The sequence below is a fragment of the Njordella aestuarii genome (assembly GCF_056494165.1).
Genome location: NZ_CM151397.1, coordinates 1,725,428 through 1,748,008 on the forward strand (window position 1 = coordinate 1,725,428; position 22,581 = coordinate 1,748,008).

Consider the following 22,581-nt stretch of genomic DNA (forward strand, 5'->3'; position numbering starts at 1 on the left):
TTTTAGGCGATACTGTATGTTCCGTCGAATTAAACTTTGCCAGAAGCCCTTATTCAGCAATCCCCAGGGTGCGACTGACGCGAAGGGCACTAAAGGCTTGGCCAAATATTGGTTGCGCATGACGGACCAGCCGAATCCTCGACAAATCGCGCTTATTGGCGAACTACAACGATACTCGTGCGCAACGGTGCTTGCGTCGCAAGTTTCCGCAGATCTAGGTACGGCCGCCGAAGACGAAACGCACGCTTTGAGTGTCGCCGCATCGCACCAGCAGCTTGCATCGGCTCGATCATCCAAATCTTCGGTGTCGCTATTCCCCCGCCCTGTCCAGTCGATTGCGAGCCAATCTGGTTTCGTCGCAAGTACGCTCAGTAGCTTTGGCGCAGTCGAGTGGTTAATGGTGAACTTTAGTGGAGTTGCGCCCGCAGACAGATCGCTGGGAGTTTTCGGGCAAGACGTACCGGTCGATATTGATTCGCCCGAGCGGTTGGAACAGCGATTGTCGATTCTCAGGCAGTCCGTGGACGCTCAGACTCCGATCGGACTTGGTTTCACCTTAGCAGGCGGACTGGCGAACATGCGTCTTATTGCAGAATTGCCGGTCGACTTCATCTCGCTAATCGATCCTATCTCGGTTCTTGGAAAAGACCATCCCGCTGCGCGATGGTTTGATGATGATCTACCAGAGGTGGTTTCACAGATTGTGCAATTAAAACGCGAGCTTGGGAGAGAGGATATGTCTGTTGTGTTGCAGGCTCATTTGCAATCTGGATATGAAGTAGCAGCTTACCGAGCGTTGGGGGTTGATACATTTGTGCTTAACGGATTTGACTGGATCGGAGAGCTTGATCGGCGATCTGCTCAACAGGATGCATTCGCAGCGAGTTTCCTTGGAACTGCCGTTTCTGTATCGAGCGAGGACGTTGATCGTGAGAATCTCGCCGCCAAGGTCGACACATTTTTTCAGCAAGTCGCCGAAGGCGACGCCTACACCGGCTCACTCCGCTAAGGCGGTGTTAAATTAAGCGTCAGAGCGATCAAACTTACTCGAGGGTTTGTATGAGCGTGATTTGAAATACAACTGCGGTCACTGCGCACCAAATGATGCGAACGGATAATGTGAAATGTGCACAAACATTCGTTATGGAAGCACCGAAACGCGTCTGCCACAGGCAGATGATTTTTGAGAACTGATCAAGCCTTTCCGCCATTTAAGCTGAACGTTTGAAAGACTGGCAAAAGAATGAAGGCAAGAGAATAATTCAAGAGTTCATTCTTCTGCCTTCATTCTTTTGCCAACAAAGTTGCGAATCGTTCGCACATAACGCAGGGACAAGTTGGAGCGATTCGTATAACCGCGTGGGCATCGCCCCGCAATTCCTGGGGGCGGCGGCGGTAACGCGGCCCGATGGGCACGCGGTTAAACAATTATCTGTGCCTCTGTTGGCTTTGACAGAAAGGTGCGGGAGGTCGAGAATCAGCAGCCTTGGCAGCTCCCATTACTGTTGATTGCATGAAACGAAAACGGCTGAGCAAATCCGTTGGACGCCTAGCCTGCGTGTGAGCTTTGCCGTTTCCAACGCAAAATGAAAATGCTCCCTCCGATTAAAACCACGCCACTCGCTCCCAGAATTACGCCCCACCAAAAACTCTGAGTAATGGGATGTTCATCATTAGGCACTTTGTCAGATTCGATTAGATGCAGCGATTCTGATTGAAAAATCGCTTTATCAATAATCAATTCATAATGTGAATCGTCAATGGTATATGTGTCAGTTCCCGTATTGTTGATTGATAGAGCGTTGAGTGAAATTAACCAGCGGTCATCAATGAGTAGTCGCAAGTCGCCAAACTCCGGCCTGCTTGGACTGAGCAAAAAATGGTCTCTAAAAGGTTCGACTTGAATGGTTACATCATAGCCAAATTGGTGGACGACCTTCAATTCAGTTTTTAGACATTCTTCAATCTGACGAGAAGGGACTGTGAATCTTTTGATCTCGCTTTGTCCACGAGCGATGGGAAGATCTCCTTGATAAAGCACTAATGTACACAACTTTTGATAGTCACGCGAATCAAACTGGTATTGCAATGCCGGACCATGTTCAATTTCAGAGAAAAAATACTCCGTATTTAAGTAATGGCCGTCGCGATTGGGTACCTCCAAGGCATTATCAATCTTATCAAGCGCTGCTTTTAGCACTCGTTCTTTTTCCTGAGGAGAGATGCGCCAAAACACTCGTCCCGCGATTTCCTGCCGGTCAGATAGTTTTAAGTCGGGGACAGTAACCAATAGATTGTCACCCGTTATGACTCCTTTGCCAATGATTGCCCCGGTTTCACCGTCGGCGTTCACTTCGATGTGGCTTTCCGCGAACTCTTGTAGCTGCACTTCGAAAAGTCGATCAACTTCTTTGATTAAGATTTCCCGAAAGAAGGCATCTGTGTCTGTGATATCACTAATTTCTAAACGATTCGCAACACATAGCTCGTCGTTAACAAAAACGCAAAAGGCGGAGAAGTAAGGCACGGCTCCGAACAGAGTAGTTGATTGCAGGAACAAGCAGAGCAGGAGTGCCAAAGCAAATCTGCGCGAGATGAACACTCTTAACAAAATCTTTCCCCCAAGTGATACAAGCGAAGTGGTTTTCCACGATCCGTCGATAAGGTCAGTCAAGTATTACAATACAGAAGTTGGGTTGTGGCAATGGTGTGACAGCCAGCGTTCGCGCTTCGTCGAGACTCGTATGCGTTCCCATGCATATTCAGAACTGGTCAGGCCTTTCCGCCATTTAAGCTGAACGTTTGAAAGACTGGCAAAAGAATGAAGGCAAGAGAATAATTCAAGAGTTCATTGTTCTGCCTTCATTCTTTTGCCAACAAAGTTGCGCATCGTTCGCACATATCGCAGGAAGATGTTGGAGCGATTTGTTTAACCGCGTGGGCATCGCCCCGCGATTGTTGGGTACGGCGGCTGCGACGCGGCCCGTTGGGCACGCGGATCATCGGCGGCGTTGGAGACGCGCCGCGCTTCTTGGGTGATCGGAAAAGCCTATCCGGTTCTCGATCGGCTTGACGATGTTTCAGTTCTCAAGCAGCGCCATGATCGCTCCTCGGAATTCTTCGATGAACTTAGGCCCGGTACCTATAAATACATTCGTAATCTTGCCGCTACGATCAATAATAACCGTCTGAGGGATTGCAACCGCACTGTACGCAGCTCCGACTTCGCCATCTTTATCGAGCAAGCTGTCGCACTCAAGTTTCATTCGTTCGAGACCCAAACGCACTCGCTCACTTGTCTCCTGCACATTCACTGGCAACATCAAGACGCTGTCGTTGTTTATCTCCTGGATTGCCGCATGAAGTTTTGGCATCGAACTGATACATGGTCCACACCAGCTGGCCCAGAAATCCAGAACGATAATCTTGTCTCGATTCTCGCTAAGCCGAAACGTCTCGCCATCAACAGTCGTTAATTTGAAATCGGGCGCGTCTGTTCCTACCATCGGCGAAACGGATGACGACGAGCTGCCACTGGTGTTGTCCTCTTCAAGATAGACACGAGGATAAGGTGCAAGCGTTAGTTCCCAAGGTTTAGTCTGCAGCGACAAAACTTGCTCTTCAATATTTCGGCCGAAAAGAAGTTGGACAATGTCAGCAATGGCGACCGACGTTTCACCCAGCAGTTGGCTTGTACCTTCGAGTCTGCCATTAGTCATGCGGCGGGGTTCGATGGTTAAACGACGGCCATCCCCTGCAACCGTGTGAACTTCGAATGGATTGGGCTCTGCAGATGATTCATCATCTTTCAAACTAGCGCCTTCAATACCTTCGCCGCTATCATTTGCAGTCGGGTTACTCTTGGCTATCCATTCGGGTCTATCGAGCCAGATTATTTGCGAGATTTCCGAAATCGGAAACTCATTTGGCTCTGATCGCACTTCTAAAGTCAACTTATCGCCAGCAAATCCAACCAAGCGGCCGCGCAAATAGTCACCATTCTTCGACACAATCAGGTGAGTGGGCGGATCGTTTTTCATCGAACGAGGCACCGCCAGCAATCTTTTTCGCTTATCGGCACTGAGGTCCGCAGTGGCAAGCGGTACCAATGTGATCGATTCGATTTGATCGTGCGTTGCGAAACCTGATGTGGTCTGTGCGGATTGAAAATTTATGCCGCTCTCACTGATTCGTTGTAAGGTCCCCTCGATGGAATCGCCATTTCTGAAACGAATCTCATTAGCAGAAACGGTCCAATCCTGCACCTTGGTTCCTAAAGCAGTCGGCGGTTCAGCGAGGGCAGGAGCAACGAGATTTCGCCTTGCCAATTGTCGCTGTTTCGCAGCCGCTATCGCTATCCGCGTCCGATAAAAGTCATTCGAATTTGCTTGGAAGAAAATTCTACCACTAGCTGAGTAACTAATTTCGCTGGCGTTCCGTCCAATCGAAGGTTGCCACAGTAAACCTGTAACAGCGTTTGCGGTACTATCCGGTAGAAAATATCCGTTCAACTGTGAGTCACCGATGGTGAGCTTGCCAACTTTAGTCGACGGATTCGAAGGTTGGTAAATCTCGGCTGAACCATTTACAACTCGTAAAAACTCGGGCGCGAATGACACCGGTTCAGGGGAGTGGTCCGACTTGAAGTGAAACCTGCCACTCGAATTCTCTTGCCATTGGCCTCTCAATGATGTGCCATCTGTTAGAGCGAGAGCAACACTTTGTTGGCTATTGGACGCCGCATGGTTCTCGGCAGAGCGGTTACCGGCATCACCAAGCTTCGCAGCCCTTAAATTGGCCGCAGCAATCCTCGTCGGCTTTTCGTCGCCGCCGAGCACGATGAATTCTTGTGCTGCCTCGTCGAACGATTGGACAACGCCCGCAATCGCATTACCGTTATTATCAACGATTGCCGGGGACTCGGAGTTTAGAACTTCGGGAGTTGTTCCGTCCCAGTCGTGAACCTGAAGCGAATGTAATTTGAGCGAAGTTCCGTGATTCGTTATTGTTATCGCGGAACCGATTCGACCGGAGTCAACCGTAATCACTTTTGCTCGTGCTTCTCGATTCATTTTAGCAGCTACGGTGCCGCGTTTTTGGTCAAAAAAAATCGCCAGTTCAATTTGTGTCATATCTCTTGTTAGCTCCGATATGAACGCAACGTCTGCTACTTTGTCTGCTTCACGGACCAGCACCAACCGCGAATCCCAAACTTCAAACTGAGTTTTTGGTTCGGAGGCATCGGGAGGCTCTTCGCCGTTCGGAAATTGTTCAGTACCAAAGGCAAGCGTGAAATTTGGTTGTCCTTCCCAGGAAAGATGCAGAGTGATCTGAGACTTTTCTGGCAGATCGACGTGCCCGCAGATCGAAGCACTGCGTACATTTGTCGATAAATCGGTTTCGGTTTTTTCCCAATCCTCTTCGTTTTGTACCGCGTGCCACTTACTGTCATCGTGGTGAGTCGAATACAAGAGTTCGACATCCGTATTAAGGCGAAAGATTGACTGTACGTCGTCGCGCAGCAGTCGGAGTTCTCCGAGCGAGGCAGATTGGATCGTGATCATTTGACGATCCATCGACAGCAGGCGTCCTACCACTTGTTCGCCATTGGCCAATTCAAGCTGGAAAGAATGCGTCGTGTCACCCAATTTCGGTTCGGCAGTGCCTGTGGTGGTCTGCAGCAGCGAATGGACTGACTGCCAATCGAATATCAAGTCTTCTTGAAAGCCCCTGCATCGCAATGCAAACTCTTTTACATTTTCTCGCGGGGAGATCGTGCCTTGGATCGTACTGCCATCTTTGAATCGGACAAATACTTCTGGCTCATCTGCAGAACAAACGGTCGACATGATAGCGGCGAGCACGCATGTGATGCTCAGCCGTTTCATGCTCAGCTTTGTTATTGCAAACCATACGACATTGGCAAGCATGTGTTTATCGTTCGTAGATTGGAAGGAAGCGAAAGTTTAACGCTATTGCCAGCAAGTTCATCGATGTGCCGAGAGTTTTCCCGAAGTTACCGTCGAAACTACCATCTCTATTTTGCGTCGATTTCAATTGTCGCACCAGCGATCGATTCCAACGGTCCCATGCGTCCAAGTCTGACTGGAAAAGTGCTTGGGCTTGATAGTATCTGCCGTACTCCTGATAGGATGATTCCGCGTTCATCTGCGTGGAAACGTAATCCTTAACCCCTTCGAATTGCTTCAAGTCTTTGCGTTTGGCTATGCTGAATACGAGGCAAGCGATCGAGCTGCGCGCGATTGATTCGCCCATCCCGCCGAGTCCTCCGGAGTAACCCACGGTACCGTCGTCTCCAGTCAAGGACACGACATAGCTCACAGCTCCGTCAATCGCCTTGTCAGGTACTTCGATCCCCGCATTTCTAGCCGCCAACAGCCCCATCAGAACTGCACCGGTCACTGAAGTGTCTGCGTCGCGGGCCGATGGCGAGTAACGCCAAGCATTCAGAGGGTTTTGAGCTTGAGAGGTAACGGCGCAGCGAACGGCAAGCTCAAGAGCTTCACCAATGCTCCGCGTCTTGTACCGTGATTTCTCTTCGGCCCATAAATCTGTTTCGTCGACAGCGCCATAACATTCTGCCAGTGCTAACATAGCGAAGCCGTGTTGGTACATGCTATCGCCTAGATATCCCGTCGAGCTATCTTGCGAACGAATTATTGCACGCAAAGCTTTGCGAATCGGCTGACTGTAGATACCAAAGTTAGGATCTTCACCAGAGGCCAGCAGAGCCATCAGCGCTAAACCATCTTGTCCGGGGCCCGACTGGCTTTCCATCCAGCGTCCATCAGCGCCCTGCGATTGAACCAAAAAATTCAAGCCACGGTCATAGATCTCTCGGACGTCGCGCGGAATTACATCGCCTTGGGCACGAGTTGCAGGGATGAAGAGAGCGCTGTCTTGTGAAAAGGCTTGATGGCCAAACGCGATGCTGGCGACAAACAGCAGCCCGACCCTCCACGCTCGTTTCGCCGATAGCCGCTGTTCTTCGGCTTGGCCGTGATCTGTTACTGGAGTTACCATTGGAATTGGTTTCGCATTCCTCTGTAGCGTTTAACAAAATCGTTAAATACCTTGCGCTGATGCACATCAAGTATTTGGTCAATTTCGGTAGAACTGATGTCTGCCAGTAGCACCTGACCGAGAACGGACAAACTACCTTTTGGGACTTTCTTAGGGTAATTAATCAAATCTAGTACTGCCGTCCTTTGCACGATTGTAAGTGGCATGTTCTGCTCCAGGTCTGCAAGCGTGGCCTTAACAATAGCTTGGTAGTAAGCGATATCTTTCTCTTGCTTGGCCGAATTATACGTTTCCAATTGTTCCGGAGTCAGGCTATAAGAAATCACTTTGTTTAACAGTGATCCGTCGCCGAAAATTCCGATTTGGATCCGTTCGCGAAGAGGATTTACGAGTGGCAATCCCTTTTGGACTTCGGCAGCGTTTCGTAAGTTGAGTCCTTTGGTTTTCTCGCGTACTATGCTTATTTCATCCATAAATCGAGAAACGTCACCCTCTGCCGCGAGCTGCAGTTTGCGACGTTGATCTGGATTAAGGTCAAGGATTTGTGAGATGCCTTCTATTTCGCGCATAGCGTTGTTCGAGATCTGCGCCCTGAAATTTTCGTCATTCGCTCCACTGAGCACATAGACGTCGACCATTTCAGAATGGACTTGTCGAGCTCTAATAACTTGCGCCAGAGCTAGCTGTGAGTCGAAAGCCAAGAAAACTATCAGCGTCAGAACTGTAAGTGACAGCAGGTGTATTGGTAGGCCTATAATGTTATGGGGCGCCGGCCTAACAGACACTGGAAAGCGAGAATGGGTGAGGGATTTGACGATGATGTCAAGCATTGAAAAATCACTTCTCGATGTGTTCGACATCATTTAAGTTCTGTTCTTGAAGATGCTGTAAATCGTTTATGATCATTGCAGAATCGGTACGACGTGCTGCCTTTGCTCGCTGCGCAAGTTGGCGGTCATTAAGAATCTCTTCGACGATCGATGCAGCAATTGGCGGAGGAATGTGTTCGTTTAAGACATAGATTCTCCATGCTAGATTTGTTTTAAGATCGTCAGCAACCGCTTGAATCAGGGCCGCTCGTTGTTGGGCGGTAATGAGTACATCGCGTTCGAAAATTGCTACCATCACGGACGCATCTGCTTCTCGTCGGAAGCGTTCTCTTGCATCGAGTTCTGTACGAAATAATTTCGCTTGGTCTGGTTCAAGGATCGATTCTACTTTTGCATCAATCGCCGAGAGGACTTTCGGAATTGAATCGATGGGATTTTCTGCTGGTATTGCTCGGAGCTGCCGAACGCCCAGTACCTGTCCGACGGCTTGGACCATTCCAATCTTCGCGTCTCGTCGTCGGGTGTCGGTATAAGTGCGAGTCAGCCATTCGTTATTAATGCTTGAAAGTTGTTGCTCCTGCTCCTCTGTCAACTCGCAGATGCGTCGTGCCAACGCGCAGTCTACTGCTACGCGTCCTTTGACATGCTGATGGAAAGGCGCTGGGATCCCCAGAGGATCTACAGGAGCTTCTTCGACTTCAATAAAAGGCTGCGCGGGAAATGGGAGAGGTTGTTGAGCGCTAGTGAACTTGCCCAAGCTGAATCCGACGATTGCGCACGCAAAAAAACCGGTTCGGTATAATGCTGACGGAAGAAGCTGATGGTGCACTTGGTAAGGCATTCTGTCCAGCATGAACTCTCTCCTAAATGTTCTATTGATCAATTACAGGGCTGTAACACAGCGATTGCAAACTACAGCGATTACGAAATTACTGAACAGCTCTGCTATTTGCTTTCTTCCCAGCGGCGGAAATACTCATCTAATCCTGCGCGGAACTCTTCCGGCAATTTGTTTCCCGTTTCGCCTGTAGCTTGGTTAACCTCACGCGTTTCACGACGTTCATGCTGGTTCAGACCGCTGCCAAGCAGGGCGAGTGCAGTATCTTGAGTCGTACCCGTCCCTCCGCCTCCAGGCGAATCGCCCCCTCCCCCACCACCTTTGGGATTAATGCGCTTACATTGCAGTAGCAGTTCGATCGCTTCGGTCTCGGCTGCGATGGCTTTTGAACCGGTGTCGTTGGAACGCAAGATTTCAACAGCATCATTCATAACACTGCTTACATTAGTCAAGAGGCTGATCTCTTTCCCGAACCGTTGCTCACCGTTGGGCAAACCCTTGATACTGTCAACCACTGCATTAACGCGGCGTTTCAGTTCGGATTGCGTGTTGCTCAGCCGTTTAGCTTCTTCAAAATGTAGCTCTTGCGCGACACCGGGTTTAGCTTGTTCAGCCACGCGAGTTTCTTCCCGTAAGTTGACTTCGCTTTCCAAAACTTTGATAACTTCCAAAATCAGAGAAGGCGGCAACGCGTCCGATGTCTTGCAGCCTGGACATTCGCCGCTGCACGCGGGATCCACCAAGTCATCGCCCCATCGATCCAAAGTGTCGGACCAATACTCTGCCTGAGCAATCGAAATTCCCTGTTCTTTAGGAATATCCTCGCCAAGCTTGCGAAGCTCCGACACAACTTGAAATTCTTTCATCTCGTCCAAGACGATTTTAAACTGATTCATGCGTCGTCGTTCGAAGTACGATTGCATATCATCCATAATGAACGAAATCTTCTGGCTGCTCTCCTGTTCAATGCCTGCAAGGTCGTTCAACATGATCTTTGCGTCGACCGGAGCGGCGGCCTTTGCGCCGAACAAGTCCTGAATGCGCGAGCCAATTTTTTCAGCAATCTTGTTCTGTTCGCGCGAAGCAGCTTTCAGTCGCTTCATCAAGGTGGAGCCTTCGAGGTTTGCTAGAATGGTATTAAGTTCCTCGGAGATTCTTTCAAATTCAGCAAGCAAGTCTGCCTGTTCTTGAATCGCCTGATCCATCACGGCTTCTTCCTCTTCCTCCGTTTCATCTTCCGGTTGTCCATCCGATTTTTGCGGTGGACCGGCGAGCGTTGTTTTGGGAAGCGTTAATTTCTTGCCACTATACTTTTTCTTGGAGCTTCCGCCAGCGAATTCGCCCTCTTGCGGTTGGTCTGAAGATTCCATGTCGGAGATTGATGGAATTGTCGGCGCGTTTTTTATCGGCTTGTCTGATTTGCTATCGCTTGCCGCAGCGGCGTTACCGCGATTTTGACCCGCCTTTGGGCCGCCAGGCTTAGACGACGCCCCAGAGGCAAGCTTTTGTTGAACCGAAGCCTTGTCTAGAAGGTCAGCAACGGACGGCATACGACTTGTACCGATATCGTTTAAGATCTGTAGCATCTCAGCCCACTGATCTAGATGCCCGACTCCGATTTCAGGATTCCGAGCAGCTTGACGCAAAAGGTTTTCACCCGATTTCGCAATTGCCCCCAGCCGTCGAGCGTTGGACGACTCCGAAGCCGCTTGACGTCGCAAATCGTCTTGCATCTGCCGGTCGCTTAATTCAGACGGGGCCATTGAACGTAAGCGTTTGTTCTCTTCGTGCAATTGTAGCTCTTTGTCGCGCACATCCAGTGCCGCACGATGCCACTTGCTCATTTGATTCGTGATCCAAACCGCATGCTCTTCTGCGGTCAATACAAATAGAACATGCGGTGGGCCATAAACTCGAGGACGGTCAGGAAGATAGTCTTCCACCCACAATCGGACTTCGATCGGTTGAGCTTCGATTCCCAATGATGCCGCCGAGAATGTTGCAGGGACCTGTAACGAGGTTTCCATCGGGCCGCCGATTGAAATCAACTTTTCTCCTTTAGCTGGCAGTGACAACGAATTTTCATCGAGACCTCTCCAGGAAATACCAATTTGTTTGATGCCGAAGTCATCCGCCGCTAGGGCTTGAAAGTTAAGTTGCTCGCTTTCCAGAACAACCGCTTGTCGCGGTAGATCTTGCGACAATATAGTGGGCGATTCATCTCTCGAAGGTTGAACCGCTAGCTTGAATGGTTCCCTTCCCGCCAAACCATCGTGGTCCTGCCACCACAACTCGAGCGCCTGTTCGTCGTCACCCAACGCCAGTTTCTCAGAAGCAAACTTGGTTTGTTCGATCGGTGCCGGATTTCCGTTGATAGTCGCTTCGGCTAGTTCACGCGAAGCATTCGCCACTACCGTAGCCGTACTACCCTCAACGGCACTGAGCTTTCCGCCGCGTACATCTTGTTCGATGAGTCCTGAGCGTCGCAAGTAACCGGGAAGTTTAATCTGAGCGGTTGAATCGACCAATTCCGGACGGAGTTTTGGTTCAACGTAGATCGACTTTACATAATCACCCACGCGAAGGGTCAACGTCAGCGGCGCAGTCTGAGGAGGCAATTCGAATGCATACGCTCGAGCCGACAAATTGGTCTGCAATGGCGGAAGGCTATCGATCTGAAGCGTGGCCGTCTCGGGCTGCCAACGCGAGTCTTCCTGCAGTTGGATTTTGAAAACAGTGGTTTCACCATGGGGCACAACCATCCGGTCGGACAATGATTCGACGGCCGTAAATGTGTAGCGAGGCGTCTCCTTCCAAGGTGCAAGGAAGCGAGACCACGCATTTGCCGCTGCGACCGGGAAAAAGAGCATCAAAGCAACCGCGATTACTCCACTAATACCAAGTGTTATGCTGAGCCCTTTGAGATAAGTAGGTGGTGCAGCATTGTTGAAGTTCTTGGTCTTCGCGACTTCAGCGACTTGTGCAATGGCTGCAGCGCAAAGCGTTCGTGATCTAGCTTGTTCGGAATAGTCCTGTGAAAGTTCGATGACGCTTAATAGCTGATCGCCGACACTTGGTTCACGAATGCGCAGGAGCCGTGCAAGTTGGTCAAGTCGTCGGTTGCGCCACACCCACCGGTGCATTGCCCAAGGTACCATCAGCCAAATGCAAAGCGATGTTAGATATATCGTAAAACGCATGCCTTGTGATGTGTCGAAGAATCGATCCAAGGCATAAACGGCGAGAAAAGAGATGAGCAATCCCACTACGCCAAATAGAAACGCTTCTGCGACTTTTGTCGTCCAAATGCGATCGCGATAGGCCTTGAGTTGTTGCGTCAGCGAATCAGGAACTTGAAGTGACGTACTCATAATGTCGTTCGACCTCATTGATTAAACCAGTCCCGCGATCTTTCTGCCGATCCAAAAGGTCGACAGCAGAATAATAAGCATACCGGCTACGAGCGGGTGACTCCACAGTTGAACTCGACGAATCTCCAATTGTGGCTCAGGTATTCGAGAAATTTCTGTAAGGATCTCGGCGGTTGAAATCCCCTTCAAGACCTTACCACCGGACGCTCGAGCTAGCTCTTCTAGCACTTCGGGGCGTGCGGGTTTTCCGAACTGCTCGCTGGTAGCCCCTTGTACAAACAGAGACGTTTCCAGTTCGCTGTCATTTTGTTCGCAGCGGAGTAAAACTTTGTGTGACCCCGGTTCTTCCACAGTAAATGAGCCCGCAAAAGCCCCCCAGTCTGCCCCACTGCTCGCCATCTTTACTGTTTCGATTCTGCCCGAGGGTGCAAGGATTCGCGCGGTCACTTCCCCTTGATTCAACGGTTCTCCGTTAGCTTGCATCACATTGGCATTAATCGAAACCGTTTGTTTAACCTCTGGTTGCTCGGGGGAGTAAAAGAAACGCATTCTTTCGCCTTCCGCCATGTTGCGTTGATACGCCATCCAGCGTACGACTTGGCTCCAGAATCGATAATGGTATAAGTCTTCAACGCCTCTTCGCCAGCGCCACGCGCCGTCTGTACCCATAAAGAGGACTTTCCCGGTCCCAAACGTTTTGGTCACTAGCAACGGAATTCGTCCAAACTCGTTGTTGGCTTCCTGGTGGACGGCCAAGATATCCGAACCAGCCTTGGCACGAATCACGGGCGCATGCCATTGGAATCCGGGAAGGTTTTCCCATACCTGCAGATTGTCATCGGAGGTATCGGCGAGTTTGGTCAACAGACTGCGGCGCCCAAGTTCTGTTAACGCAAAATGGCTCGCTGTACGCGAACCCCAACCAGTAGGCTGCGAGTCGTCCAAAATCACCGGCAACAGCGCGTCTAACGGGGACTCTGTGAGCGATAGTGCATTCCCTTTAAAGCCTGGCATGAAGACCAACCCGCTGGCCTGTTGTTCCACTAACCCTTTCAGCAGCTTACATTGATCTTCGGTCAGTTGTCCCTCTTGCACGCCCACATCGCCGAGGAACACAACATCATATTGAGCAAGATCTTCGAGCGCATCCGGAAAAGCAGGAATGTAATCACGATTGCCTCCGCCAACTTTGCCTAACCCTGGATGAAAAAGTAAACAATGAACTTCAACACCAGGGTCACGCGACAATGCGTTTCGCAAATACCGATACTCCCAGCGAGGATAAGACTCGATGACTAGGACTCGGAGCTTTTCTTCGCGAATGGCAATCGGCGTTTCTTTGTGATTGTTCTCCAACATTCTTTCGTCTGGATGTGACGGTAGCGTTAAAGTTAAAGTATAGTCGCTGACTTTCTCTGGCTTCCACATGATGGCGTCAGATGTCCTACCCATGGCAGCGACTAGAATTTGGTGTTTGATTACTTCGCCGTCGGAAGTCTTCAACTCAAGCTCCGCTGCGTGATCCCGTGGCAGTGTACTCTCGATCGTGAATGGCAACCGCACATTCTTCCCTGCGATACCAAAAGTCGGCACGTCGAAGCCCACTAAATCAAGATCGGGTAGGCGTGAAGGACTCCCTGCGACGACGCTGAAAATAGGCAGTTTGTCCTGACGCAATCGCATCGCGGCTTGCACCGGAGGAGGCCCGTCGTTCCAATCACCGTCACTGGCAAGTACGATCGCACGCAAGTTTGGCTGCTCATTTCGCGAGTCCATAATAGCTTGGTGTAGATTTGTTTTCGCTCGATTATTCTCGAACGAAAAAGGTGTCTTGACGACGTTTACTTTGTCCGCGAGCTGCTCCCATGTTGACTGATCTAACAGCGGTGCCACGGCCGCTTGACGCGAAAGCAAGGGACCCGAGGGATCTTCTGCTTGTACAACGTCTTGAGTATCCATGCTCAGCGACTGATCGACCAAGACCACAACCACAGGTTTGTCTGTCGGCCTGTACAGCTCCTGCGTTTCTGGCTGACTCAACAGCAAAATGCAGCAGCCGACGATCGCAATGCGGATTAACTCCAACAGTGCTACGGATCTGCGGTAACCACTGCGGCGCCATGCGACAAGACCTAGCGTACATACAATCGCCAGCGCTGCGATCGCTAATACGATCAACATGGCTGACCACTGGAATGTTAGGCTGGTGTGGGTCATCAAATGGACGAATAGTTGAGGGAGCGAAACGCTCTTGGAGTTACGCTGGTGTTACTTTTGCTGTGTGCGGTACTCGCGGCAAACAAAGAGATGCTTCAATCAATAACGCAACAATCATGGAAACTAAGAAGAATCTCCACACTTCACGGACGATACCAGACAGATTTCCGGCCGAGTCGTTGACTTTCGTGAACTGCAAGCCTGCAAACAAGCTGTTCAGCTGAGCGTCCGTTAGTTGAACGGCAAGGTCCTCTTGCGGCGAACGATTCACAGCAGCCCAATGTTGATCGGTCTCATAAACGCCCGCGTGATAACCAAACTCAGTCGACAGAGTGTCTTCGGCACCAGCAATCTTTCGCCAGTTCGAAGTAGTTTCCCTGACCTCGCCGGCGATCTGTTGAGCGGTGTTGGCCATGGCATTCTGCCCCCGCTCAATCGCTCGCCGCATTGCAACAAACAGCACCACACCGTCGCTCGCCAGCGAAGATCTGCCGGGTTCCGGAGAGGCGGTCATAAAATAAACTCCGCCTTTGTCAGTGGGCACGCGAGTGAGTAACGGGTCACCCGTCGTCAATGTCGCCAAATGAGACATTTCACCGTCGTCAATGAGTTTCGCATAGCCTTGTAACTCAAGTTCACCTACTGGCAAACCTGCACCGCTGCTTGTCGCCGCAAATAGATCCTGATCTCCGCGCCAACTGTCTACTTGTACCGCAGTATCGCTTCTGAACCACTCATCCCAGGCTACTCCTAGAAAACTGTTGGTTAATGCTTCACCGGATTGATCGAACATACGCGAGGGTGGGAAGAAGACCACCTGTCCACCTTGATCGATGTACTTCTCGATTGCTCGCGAAAGGTCAGGGTCCGGAAGCTCGGTTTGCCAAAGCAGCAGCGATGTGTCGTCGAGTACTAGGGAGCTGAGTTGCGTGGGAGTCAAAACTTCAACCAGCGATGTCGCGGTTCCATCAGCAGAAACAGCGGCGGCAATCTCGAGAGCCAACGTTGCCTCGCGATCCTCGGAAATGACGACGATACGGGGCGTCGGTGGTTCGGAATACACAAAATAGAACTCATTGTCTCCGTTAGATGCATCCGCCGGCAAAGAAACTCGCCCCCAGCCGCTTTTTTGTTCGCTGGTAAGTGCAATTCGATGTTCGTGAATTTCAGTGCTCTGACCAGACAAACTTGTTGTGAGCATACTCCGCTTCCCATCGATCTCGATTTGCAGCGGGACTTCCTGGGTACCCAATGACTCCGGCTCGGTGGAGGTGCGATTGACTTGCATCGATAGCACCAAGCTACTTTCGGCAGGCCCATTGTCAGCGGACGTTTCGATCCGCGCTTCAGTAACCCTGACTGCTAGATTCGATGACGCGACCTCGGGATATGCCAATAAATGGAACTGAACGGTTTGCGGTAAACGTTGGAACCCTTCACGAATCAAGTTCCAAGTCCCACTCTGCGCATTCCAGTCTGCTTCCTTCAAATCCGAACATATCCAAATTTCAGTCGACCCAGGTTTGTTTTCCTTCAAGTACTCTAATGCATTCGTAAGCATGCCGACTAGATCTGAAGTTGCCGTAGCAGGCTGCATAGCAGATGCGCTCATCAGGTCATCCAGAGAATCGAACGATTGAATTTGATGCGTCGCAGCGTCAACTGCAACCCAATGGTCCGCACCCAGCGTTTCCAGAGTACGGTAGAGTTGTTGTCGGCCAGTTTCAAGTTTAGTTAACCCGCCAACGCCAACCTGTTGCATGCTGGGCGAGCGATCCATCAAGATAATCGTCGTATCAGCTTTCGCGCCTGAAACACCTAACACACCGCTGGCTAGCGGCCTCGCAATCGCGAATATCAGGGCAGCGATCGCAAGCGTTCGCATCGCCAGTATCAACCACTGACGAACTCGGGCAAAGCCACGATTCATGCGATTTGCGGCTAGGAGAAACATCATAGCTCCCCACTGCCGCGTTTGGTAACGACGTTGATTGATCAAATGAATCAGGATTGGCAACCCGATCACTGGAAGTGCAATCAACATCAAGGGCTGAAGAAAGCTCACCGGGCGATCCTTGCAAATGCCCGATCGACGAGAAACTTCGTAAGTTCCTGCGCGTAGGGCGTATCGATAGTGACGCGACGGTAATCGACTTCCGTCTCAAGCACAACGCGGTGCAAACTTTCGAGGTATTCGTCTAGGGCTTGGTGGTAGCGATCTGTAATTTCCGCCGGATCGGCAAAGATCGATGTGCCACCTTCCATGTCGAGGAATCGAGTTGGCCGGGTGACTGCAAAGTTAAGTTCGGTGGGGTCGAGCAAATGGAATACTGACACGTCATGTTTACGGAAACGCAAGTGTTCAAAACAGCCTCGCAAGAGTTCTGTTTCGATAAACAAGTCCGATAAAACGATAATCAGTGCGCGTTGTCGAACTGTTTCTGCTAATTCGTGCAGAATGTTCACCAATCCGGTTTCGCCTTGGGCTTTGACCGCTTCCAGAGCGTTGTAAATTGTTGTTAGGTGCGCCGGATTGCGACGAGGCGGAATACTCTGGACGATGCCTTTCGCTACACTTGCCAAGCCAGCTGCATCGCCTTGTTGGATTGCCAGATAGCTCAGTGCCGCTGCCACGCGTTTGGCATACTCCAGCTTTGTCGTACCGGACGAGCCAAAGTTCATCGAACCGCTGGAGTCGACGACAAAGACAAGTCGCAGATTGGTGTCCGCTTCAAATTCTTTTATGTAGAAACGATCCGAGCGTGCGTACGCTCGCCAGTCGAGACGGCGCAGATCATCGCCGGGTACGTATTTGCGATACTCAGCGAACTCGACGCTGGCCCCGCGATGCGGACTGGCATGCCGGCCTGAAACACTGCCTAACATGGGTTTACGCGATCGTAACGGCAACGCGCCAAGCTGCGCTAGCACGACTGGATCGACAAAGCTGCGTTGTTTGCGTTCAGTGCTCATGCATCCGATGTTTCGTCGATAAGCCTTTTTACGATATCTTTTGCCGAGACTCGTTCAGCTTGCGCGGCAAACGTGGTGATCAAACGATGGGTAAGAACTGGAGCGGCGACAGCTTTGACATCTTCTAAACGTACCATGTAGCTGCCGTACAGCGCTGCACGCGCTTTGGCTCCAAGAATCAAGTTTTGCACTGCTCGAGGACCACCGCCCCAAGCTACCAACGGCTTGAGCCACGTTGGAGCGGTGCTGGCGGTTGGCCTTGTTTTACGAACTAAACGTGCTGCGTAAGTGTAAATGTGATCGGGCACCGGGACGCGACGTACCAAGCGTTGGTGATCGATAATTTGCTCAGCCGTCATCAGTGCTTTGAGCGTCACAACATCATCACCAGTCGTCGTACGAGCGATCTGAATCTCTTCTTCCTCGCTGGGATAATCAAGCTCGATCAACGACATGAATCTATCAAGTTGCGCTTCCGGTAGCGGGTAAGTGCCTTCCTGCTCAACGGGATTTTGCGTGGCCAAGACCATGAACGGAGATTCCAGTTCAAACGATTTGCCAAGAACCGTTACACGTTGTTCTTGCATCGCCTCAAGCATCGCGGCTTGTGTCTTGGGCGGGGCACGATTGATTTCATCGGCCAAGACGATGTTGGCAAACACTGGGCCATGCACGAACTGGAATTCGCGACGTCCCGATTGAGTCTCCTGCAGAATGTCGGTGCCTGTAATATCCATCGGCATCAAGTCAGGCGTAAACTGGATGCGACTGAAGTTTAAAGACAGCGTTTCCGCTAATTTGCTAACCAGCAGTGTTTTAGCCAAGCCTGGAACGCCCATAAGTAGTGCATGCCTACGAGCGAACAGGCAAATAGCCAATTGTTCCACAGTATCCTTTTGGCCGACGATCACTTTGCCGATCTCAGCGATCAATTCTCGATAGGCTTGACGCAGCCTATCAATTGCTTGCACATCATCGCCGCTCAGCTTTTGCACTTCGGTAGGATTCAGTTGGCTCATAGATTCCCCTGCTTGAAGTTAACTATATCGCTACGCATTATACCGATTCCTTGCCAGCGGGTGGAAAGAAACAAAAATTTCTGCACCGAACCCGAATACATGCTGTACGATTTACGCGGAAGCTTCACGATTTAACGAGCGACCAGGGGATAGAAATACTCCTTGGGCTCAAACTCTGCAAAAAAGTTGACGCTGGAAGGGCGTTGATTACTGGATGAAGTTTTAAGCTGAAAGTAGGATATCAGCAGTTCCGAGTAGATCACGTATGGAAATGAAGGTAGCTATTAGATTCCTGCGTTCGAGAATTGTTCGATGCTGCGAGCTTGGGCTATTGCAGTATGCTGGCTCAAAATTGCCAGCTGAACATGAGTGCACTGTTTGGTTATGGTTTCAGAAACTTTGGGATTCGAACGAATACCATGTTCGACGGATGCGATTTTTCAGCATAGCACTTTTCAATGGCCTCAATTAGACAACTGATCAGTTATGCTCGCCGTTGCTACGAGGCGGATAATCGAGAGACAGCTATATCCAACCTGCAGGACTCAAAGCATCGTCACATTCGGTTCGTAGATGGTCAAGAGCTCATAGTGTCTGGGACTTCTCCTAGACTTGCACTACCGAAAGCGTACGCCGAAGAGCTTCGCAAGGAAACGTTCAGCTATCGTCGCGACAAGACACTTGTGTACACGGCCTTTCCAGTAATCGGTTGCGGTCAATCGATCCCTGCGCTGCCAAAGAGAGTATGTGCTCCACTGCTATTCATGAGTTGTGAATTCAGCGAGTCAGGTGAGGCTATCTTTCTCGAGCCAAGTGCAGCGACAGTGCGTTTCAATTTTTCAGCATTTGCGGCAATCGCCGATGCGACTGGGGCTGACGCCAAAGAAGTGGAATTGTGTTTGAACCAACTCCCTCCACTGCCGTGGCAACGGGAGACATTACACACGGTTGCTGCTCGCTTGGCGATGGTATTGCCCAGCGTTGATTTTGGCGGGCTGTCCGCTTTTCCAGAATTACTAAATGCTAAAGAGGCGAATACGTGCTGCGAGAATTTACGCGAAGGTCGGTGGGAGTGTATAAATTCTGCGGCAATTGCGTTGCTCCCAAACTCCCCTGACACTCGAGGTGTTCTGCACGAGCTGGATTTGATCATACCTTCAAGTTCTCAATCCAAAACCATTAGCGCACTACTCAACCCATGCCAAACCAAGAGGAGCACGCGGAATCCAGCACGGCGATATATTGCGCCAACGATTTTGAGTGCTGCTCAAGAGCAGATGTTGCGCTCTAGTTCGAACAATGAGTTAACTCTGGTGATAGGTCCGCCGGGAACGGGGAAATCGCATACGATAGCGAGTATTGCCCTCGACCATCTCTCGCGAGGCGAAACAGTTCTGATCGCGTCACGCATGGATCAAGCAGTGAATGTTGTGGCGGAGAAAATCGAAGATCAAGTTGGAAGTAGTCTCTCGGTGGTTCGGGCTGGTCGCAAGGAGTTCATGCGTGAACTAAAGGCCAAGCTCGAACGTCTACTGCAAGGATATTCGCCGCGCAAAGGGCGCAAGAGTGCAAAGTCATTGCTCAAGGAAATCAATAAGTTAGACCGGAGAATTCGCTCGACTGAAAAACTGTTCGAGCGCGAAATCATAAGCGAAACGCGTTGGGGAAAACTTTCTTACGAAGTACCAGTAACGCTTAAAGAACGACTTCTTTTTCCTATGTTTAGATCGTATTCGGCGTGGGCTGTAGCGAATTGCGATCCATGGAGAACTGCCGAGCAGCTTGCATTGCTACGTGAGCAACGTTGCGCCGTGACGAAGGACTATCTAAGCCATGTAATGTGCACTCGGCTGGAACGGTTGGTAGTCAAATATCGCAATAACATATCAAGCTTTTTACAAGCGCTCCGCTCTCGGAGCGATAGTAAGCAACAGAGTCTTTTCGAGGACGTGAATTTTTCGAGGTTGCTTCATGCATTTCCGATTTGGTTATGCAAACTTGCTGACCTTTCCAATGTGCTACCGTTGCGACGGGAAATGTTTGATGTTGCAATTTTGGACGAAGCAAGTCAGTGTGACATTGCAAGTTGCTTGCCATTGCTCTACCGAGCCAAACGGTGCGTAATTGTTGGTGATCCCAATCAGTTGCGACACGTTTGCTTCCTTCCTGAGGCTCGCCTCCAAACAATCGCATCCGAGAATGAGTTGACGTGTTTTGAGCTGGAACGGTGGCATTATCGAGACAAATCGATACTTGATGCCGTGAGCGATGCGATCTCCGATCAAAGCCAAGTGTCGCTACTGAATGAGCATTATCGCAGCTTGCCCTCCATTATTCGATTCAGCAATTCTGCATTTTATGAAAACTCATTGGCAATCATGCGCTCACACCCCAACCACTCCAATCGCCAATCGGTCTCCGTTGTTTACTGCGGCGGTAAACGACTCGACAACGGTTGTAATGAAATTGAGGCGAATATGATACTTGACGCCATCGCTGCTAGGATTCAATCGCAATCAAGTACTGCTTGCAAGCAAACCATTGGCGTTCTATCACCGTTTCGAGATCAAGTCGAGTATTTGACAACGCAAATGGAAAAGCGTTTCCAGTACCAAGACTTGGTTGCACATGACCTACTGGTGGGCACTGCGCATAGCTTTCAAGGCGAAGAGCGAGATGTGATGTATATTTCTCTAGTTGCAGACAATGACGCGCATTCAGCGACGATTCGGTTTTTGAATCAACGTAATGTATTGAACGTTGCAATCACTCGCGCACGCGATGAGCAGTACTTTTACTTTTCATTCGATATTACGAGGCATTCCGCTAGCTCATTGTTGCGCCAACTGCTTGAGCCTTCAACTGCTAAGATTGTTAAACAAGCAGATAAAGCTATTGATCAATTTCGAAATGTAATAACGACGTGTCTTTCCAACGAAGCGGTGCAGAGCTACTGGGACTTTGAGGTCGCCGGTTGTACGATCGATCTAATTCTAACGAGAGGCGAAAGGTCAATTGGTATAGATTTGATAGGTCATCACGACCGTTTTGCTGAGTCCTTGTCTCTCGAGCAGTATCGAATGTTAGAACGTGCAGGACTGCGCGTTATGCCGCTGTCGTATCGAATGTGGCAGAAAAATCCGGTCGAGATGATGAAGCGAGTGATGCGGTACATCTAACATACACTGAGGTAATATCAGCGTAGGCGGTAATTCGGTATGCCGAGTTCAGTAAAGATAGCTCAAAAAGCCCCTAGAAGATTGCTGCTAATCCTTTACATTTGAACGCTGTAGCAGCGGCGAATGGCGTTTCGTTTGCTCGTTGGTGGCTCGTGAAAGTAGGGAATGATGAGCAGTTTTGCGATCATAGGTTCAGGGGGCTTGGGAGGTTTTTATGGCGGATGCTTGGCGCGTCACGGCCATGATGTGCATTTTCACGTCCGCGATGATCTCGAACAAATTCGCAAGCAAGGATGGATTGTCGAAAGCACATGGGGCGACTTCGTTTTGCCAGACGTGAATGTGTACAATGACACATCGCAGATGCCTCAAGTTGATTTTGTGATCGTGGCTATCAAGTCAACTAGCAACGAGGCGCTTGCCAAGCTTCTACCACCAATTATTGGCCCTCACACCGTCGCCTTGGTGCTGCAGAACGGATTATTTGTGGAGGAAGCCACTGCGCACATAATTGGGCCAGAGCGAACGATCGGCGGTTGTTGCTTTCTCTGTTCCAATAAAAAAGGTCCTGGACATATCCAGCATTTGGACTACGGCCGTATCGAGATGGCCGCGTATCGAGGACGCGATGAAAAAGGAACGCCCGTGTCGAGCAAAGTTGTGGAAACGCTGGCTGCTCTCTTCCAATCCGCAAACGTGCCTGCGACGATCGCGCCGAATCTTTCGACCGCGCGCTGGCGGAAATTGATGTGGAACATCCCCTTCAATGGTTTGTCTGTTGCATTGAATGCTTCGACTTCGGATATCATGGAGAACGAGCACTCGCGACAACTTGCGCTGGACCTCATGCTGGAAGTAGAATCGAGTGCCAAAGCGATTGGACTTGAACTTGGTGCCGATCATGTTCAGAAAATGATGGAGCATACAGAGCATATGGTGCCCTACGATTCCTCGATGCGATTAGACTATCTGGCAGGCAGGCCGATGGAGATTCAATATATCTTTCAGAACCCGATCCTCGCCGCGGTTGACGCGGGCTACTCGCCGCTCAAGACAACAATGCTATTCCAACAGCTCAGCTTCCTGAATCGAAAACACTGTTCCAAGTAG

The 22,581-nt window shown here is 50.3% G+C and carries 13 protein-coding genes; 3 read left to right on the forward strand and 10 right to left on the reverse strand.

What is annotated here, in order from left to right; all coding sequences use genetic code 11:
• Window positions 1-16: 16 nt before the first annotated feature.
• A complete protein-coding gene (locus tag SH451x_RS06555) occupies window positions 17-1,009 on the forward strand; it encodes a hypothetical protein (RefSeq protein ID WP_479361646.1) in 993 nt (330 codons plus the stop codon).
• 540 nt (window positions 1,010-1,549) lie between these two features.
• Here the strand turns inward: SH451x_RS06555 and SH451x_RS06560 are convergent.
• The 10 genes from SH451x_RS06560 to SH451x_RS06605 form a co-directional block, all read right to left on the reverse strand.
• Window positions 1,550-2,674 carry a hypothetical protein gene (locus SH451x_RS06560; protein WP_479361647.1) on the reverse strand — a complete coding sequence of 375 codons (1,125 nt, stop codon included), beginning with the start codon at window positions 2,672-2,674 and terminating at the stop codon, window positions 1,550-1,552.
• A 406-nt stretch (window positions 2,675-3,080) separates the two neighbouring features.
• A complete protein-coding gene (locus tag SH451x_RS06565) occupies window positions 3,081-5,930 on the reverse strand; it encodes a TlpA family protein disulfide reductase (protein ID WP_479361648.1) in 2,850 nt (949 codons plus the stop codon).
• A gap of 4 nt (window positions 5,931-5,934) precedes the next feature.
• Complete coding sequence (locus SH451x_RS06570) at window positions 5,935-7,044, reverse strand: DUF6288 domain-containing protein (RefSeq protein WP_479361649.1); 1,110 nt, start codon at window positions 7,042-7,044, stop codon at window positions 5,935-5,937.
• Window positions 7,038-7,874 carry a hypothetical protein gene (locus SH451x_RS06575; RefSeq protein WP_479361650.1) on the reverse strand — a complete coding sequence of 279 codons (837 nt, stop codon included), beginning with the start codon at window positions 7,872-7,874 and terminating at the stop codon, window positions 7,038-7,040. The genes SH451x_RS06570 and SH451x_RS06575 overlap by 7 nt, the downstream gene beginning before the upstream one ends.
• A 7-nt stretch (window positions 7,875-7,881) precedes the next feature.
• A complete protein-coding gene (locus tag SH451x_RS06580) occupies window positions 7,882-8,727 on the reverse strand; it encodes a hypothetical protein (RefSeq protein ID WP_479361651.1) in 846 nt (281 codons plus the stop codon).
• A gap of 92 nt (window positions 8,728-8,819) precedes the next feature.
• Complete coding sequence (locus tag SH451x_RS06585) at window positions 8,820-12,083, reverse strand: hypothetical protein (RefSeq protein ID WP_479361652.1); 3,264 nt, start codon at window positions 12,081-12,083, stop codon at window positions 8,820-8,822.
• A gap of 21 nt (window positions 12,084-12,104) precedes the next feature.
• Window positions 12,105-14,300 (reverse strand): hypothetical protein, encoded by a 2,196-nt coding sequence (locus SH451x_RS06590; RefSeq protein ID WP_479361653.1) that lies wholly within the window; start codon window positions 14,298-14,300, stop codon window positions 12,105-12,107.
• 40 nt (window positions 14,301-14,340) lie between these two features.
• A complete protein-coding gene (locus tag SH451x_RS06595) occupies window positions 14,341-16,365 on the reverse strand; it encodes a BatA domain-containing protein (protein ID WP_479361654.1) in 2,025 nt (674 codons plus the stop codon).
• On the reverse strand, window positions 16,362-17,273 hold the full coding sequence (locus SH451x_RS06600) for a DUF58 domain-containing protein (RefSeq protein ID WP_479361655.1): 912 nt from the start codon (window positions 17,271-17,273) through the stop codon (window positions 16,362-16,364). Before SH451x_RS06600 ends, SH451x_RS06595 begins: the two co-directional genes overlap by 4 nt.
• On the reverse strand, window positions 17,270-18,292 hold the full coding sequence (locus SH451x_RS06605) for an AAA family ATPase (RefSeq protein ID WP_479361656.1): 1,023 nt from the start codon (window positions 18,290-18,292) through the stop codon (window positions 17,270-17,272). The genes SH451x_RS06600 and SH451x_RS06605 overlap by 4 nt, the downstream gene beginning before the upstream one ends.
• 458 nt (window positions 18,293-18,750) lie before the next feature.
• Here SH451x_RS06605 and SH451x_RS06610 point away from each other — a divergent pair, with 458 nt between their 5' ends.
• Window positions 18,751-21,471, forward strand: coding sequence for a DEAD/DEAH box helicase (locus SH451x_RS06610; RefSeq protein ID WP_479361657.1), 2,721 nt, complete (start codon window positions 18,751-18,753; stop codon window positions 21,469-21,471).
• Between the two features lie 165 nt (window positions 21,472-21,636).
• A complete protein-coding gene (locus SH451x_RS06615) occupies window positions 21,637-22,581 on the forward strand; it encodes a putative 2-dehydropantoate 2-reductase (RefSeq protein WP_479361658.1) in 945 nt (314 codons plus the stop codon).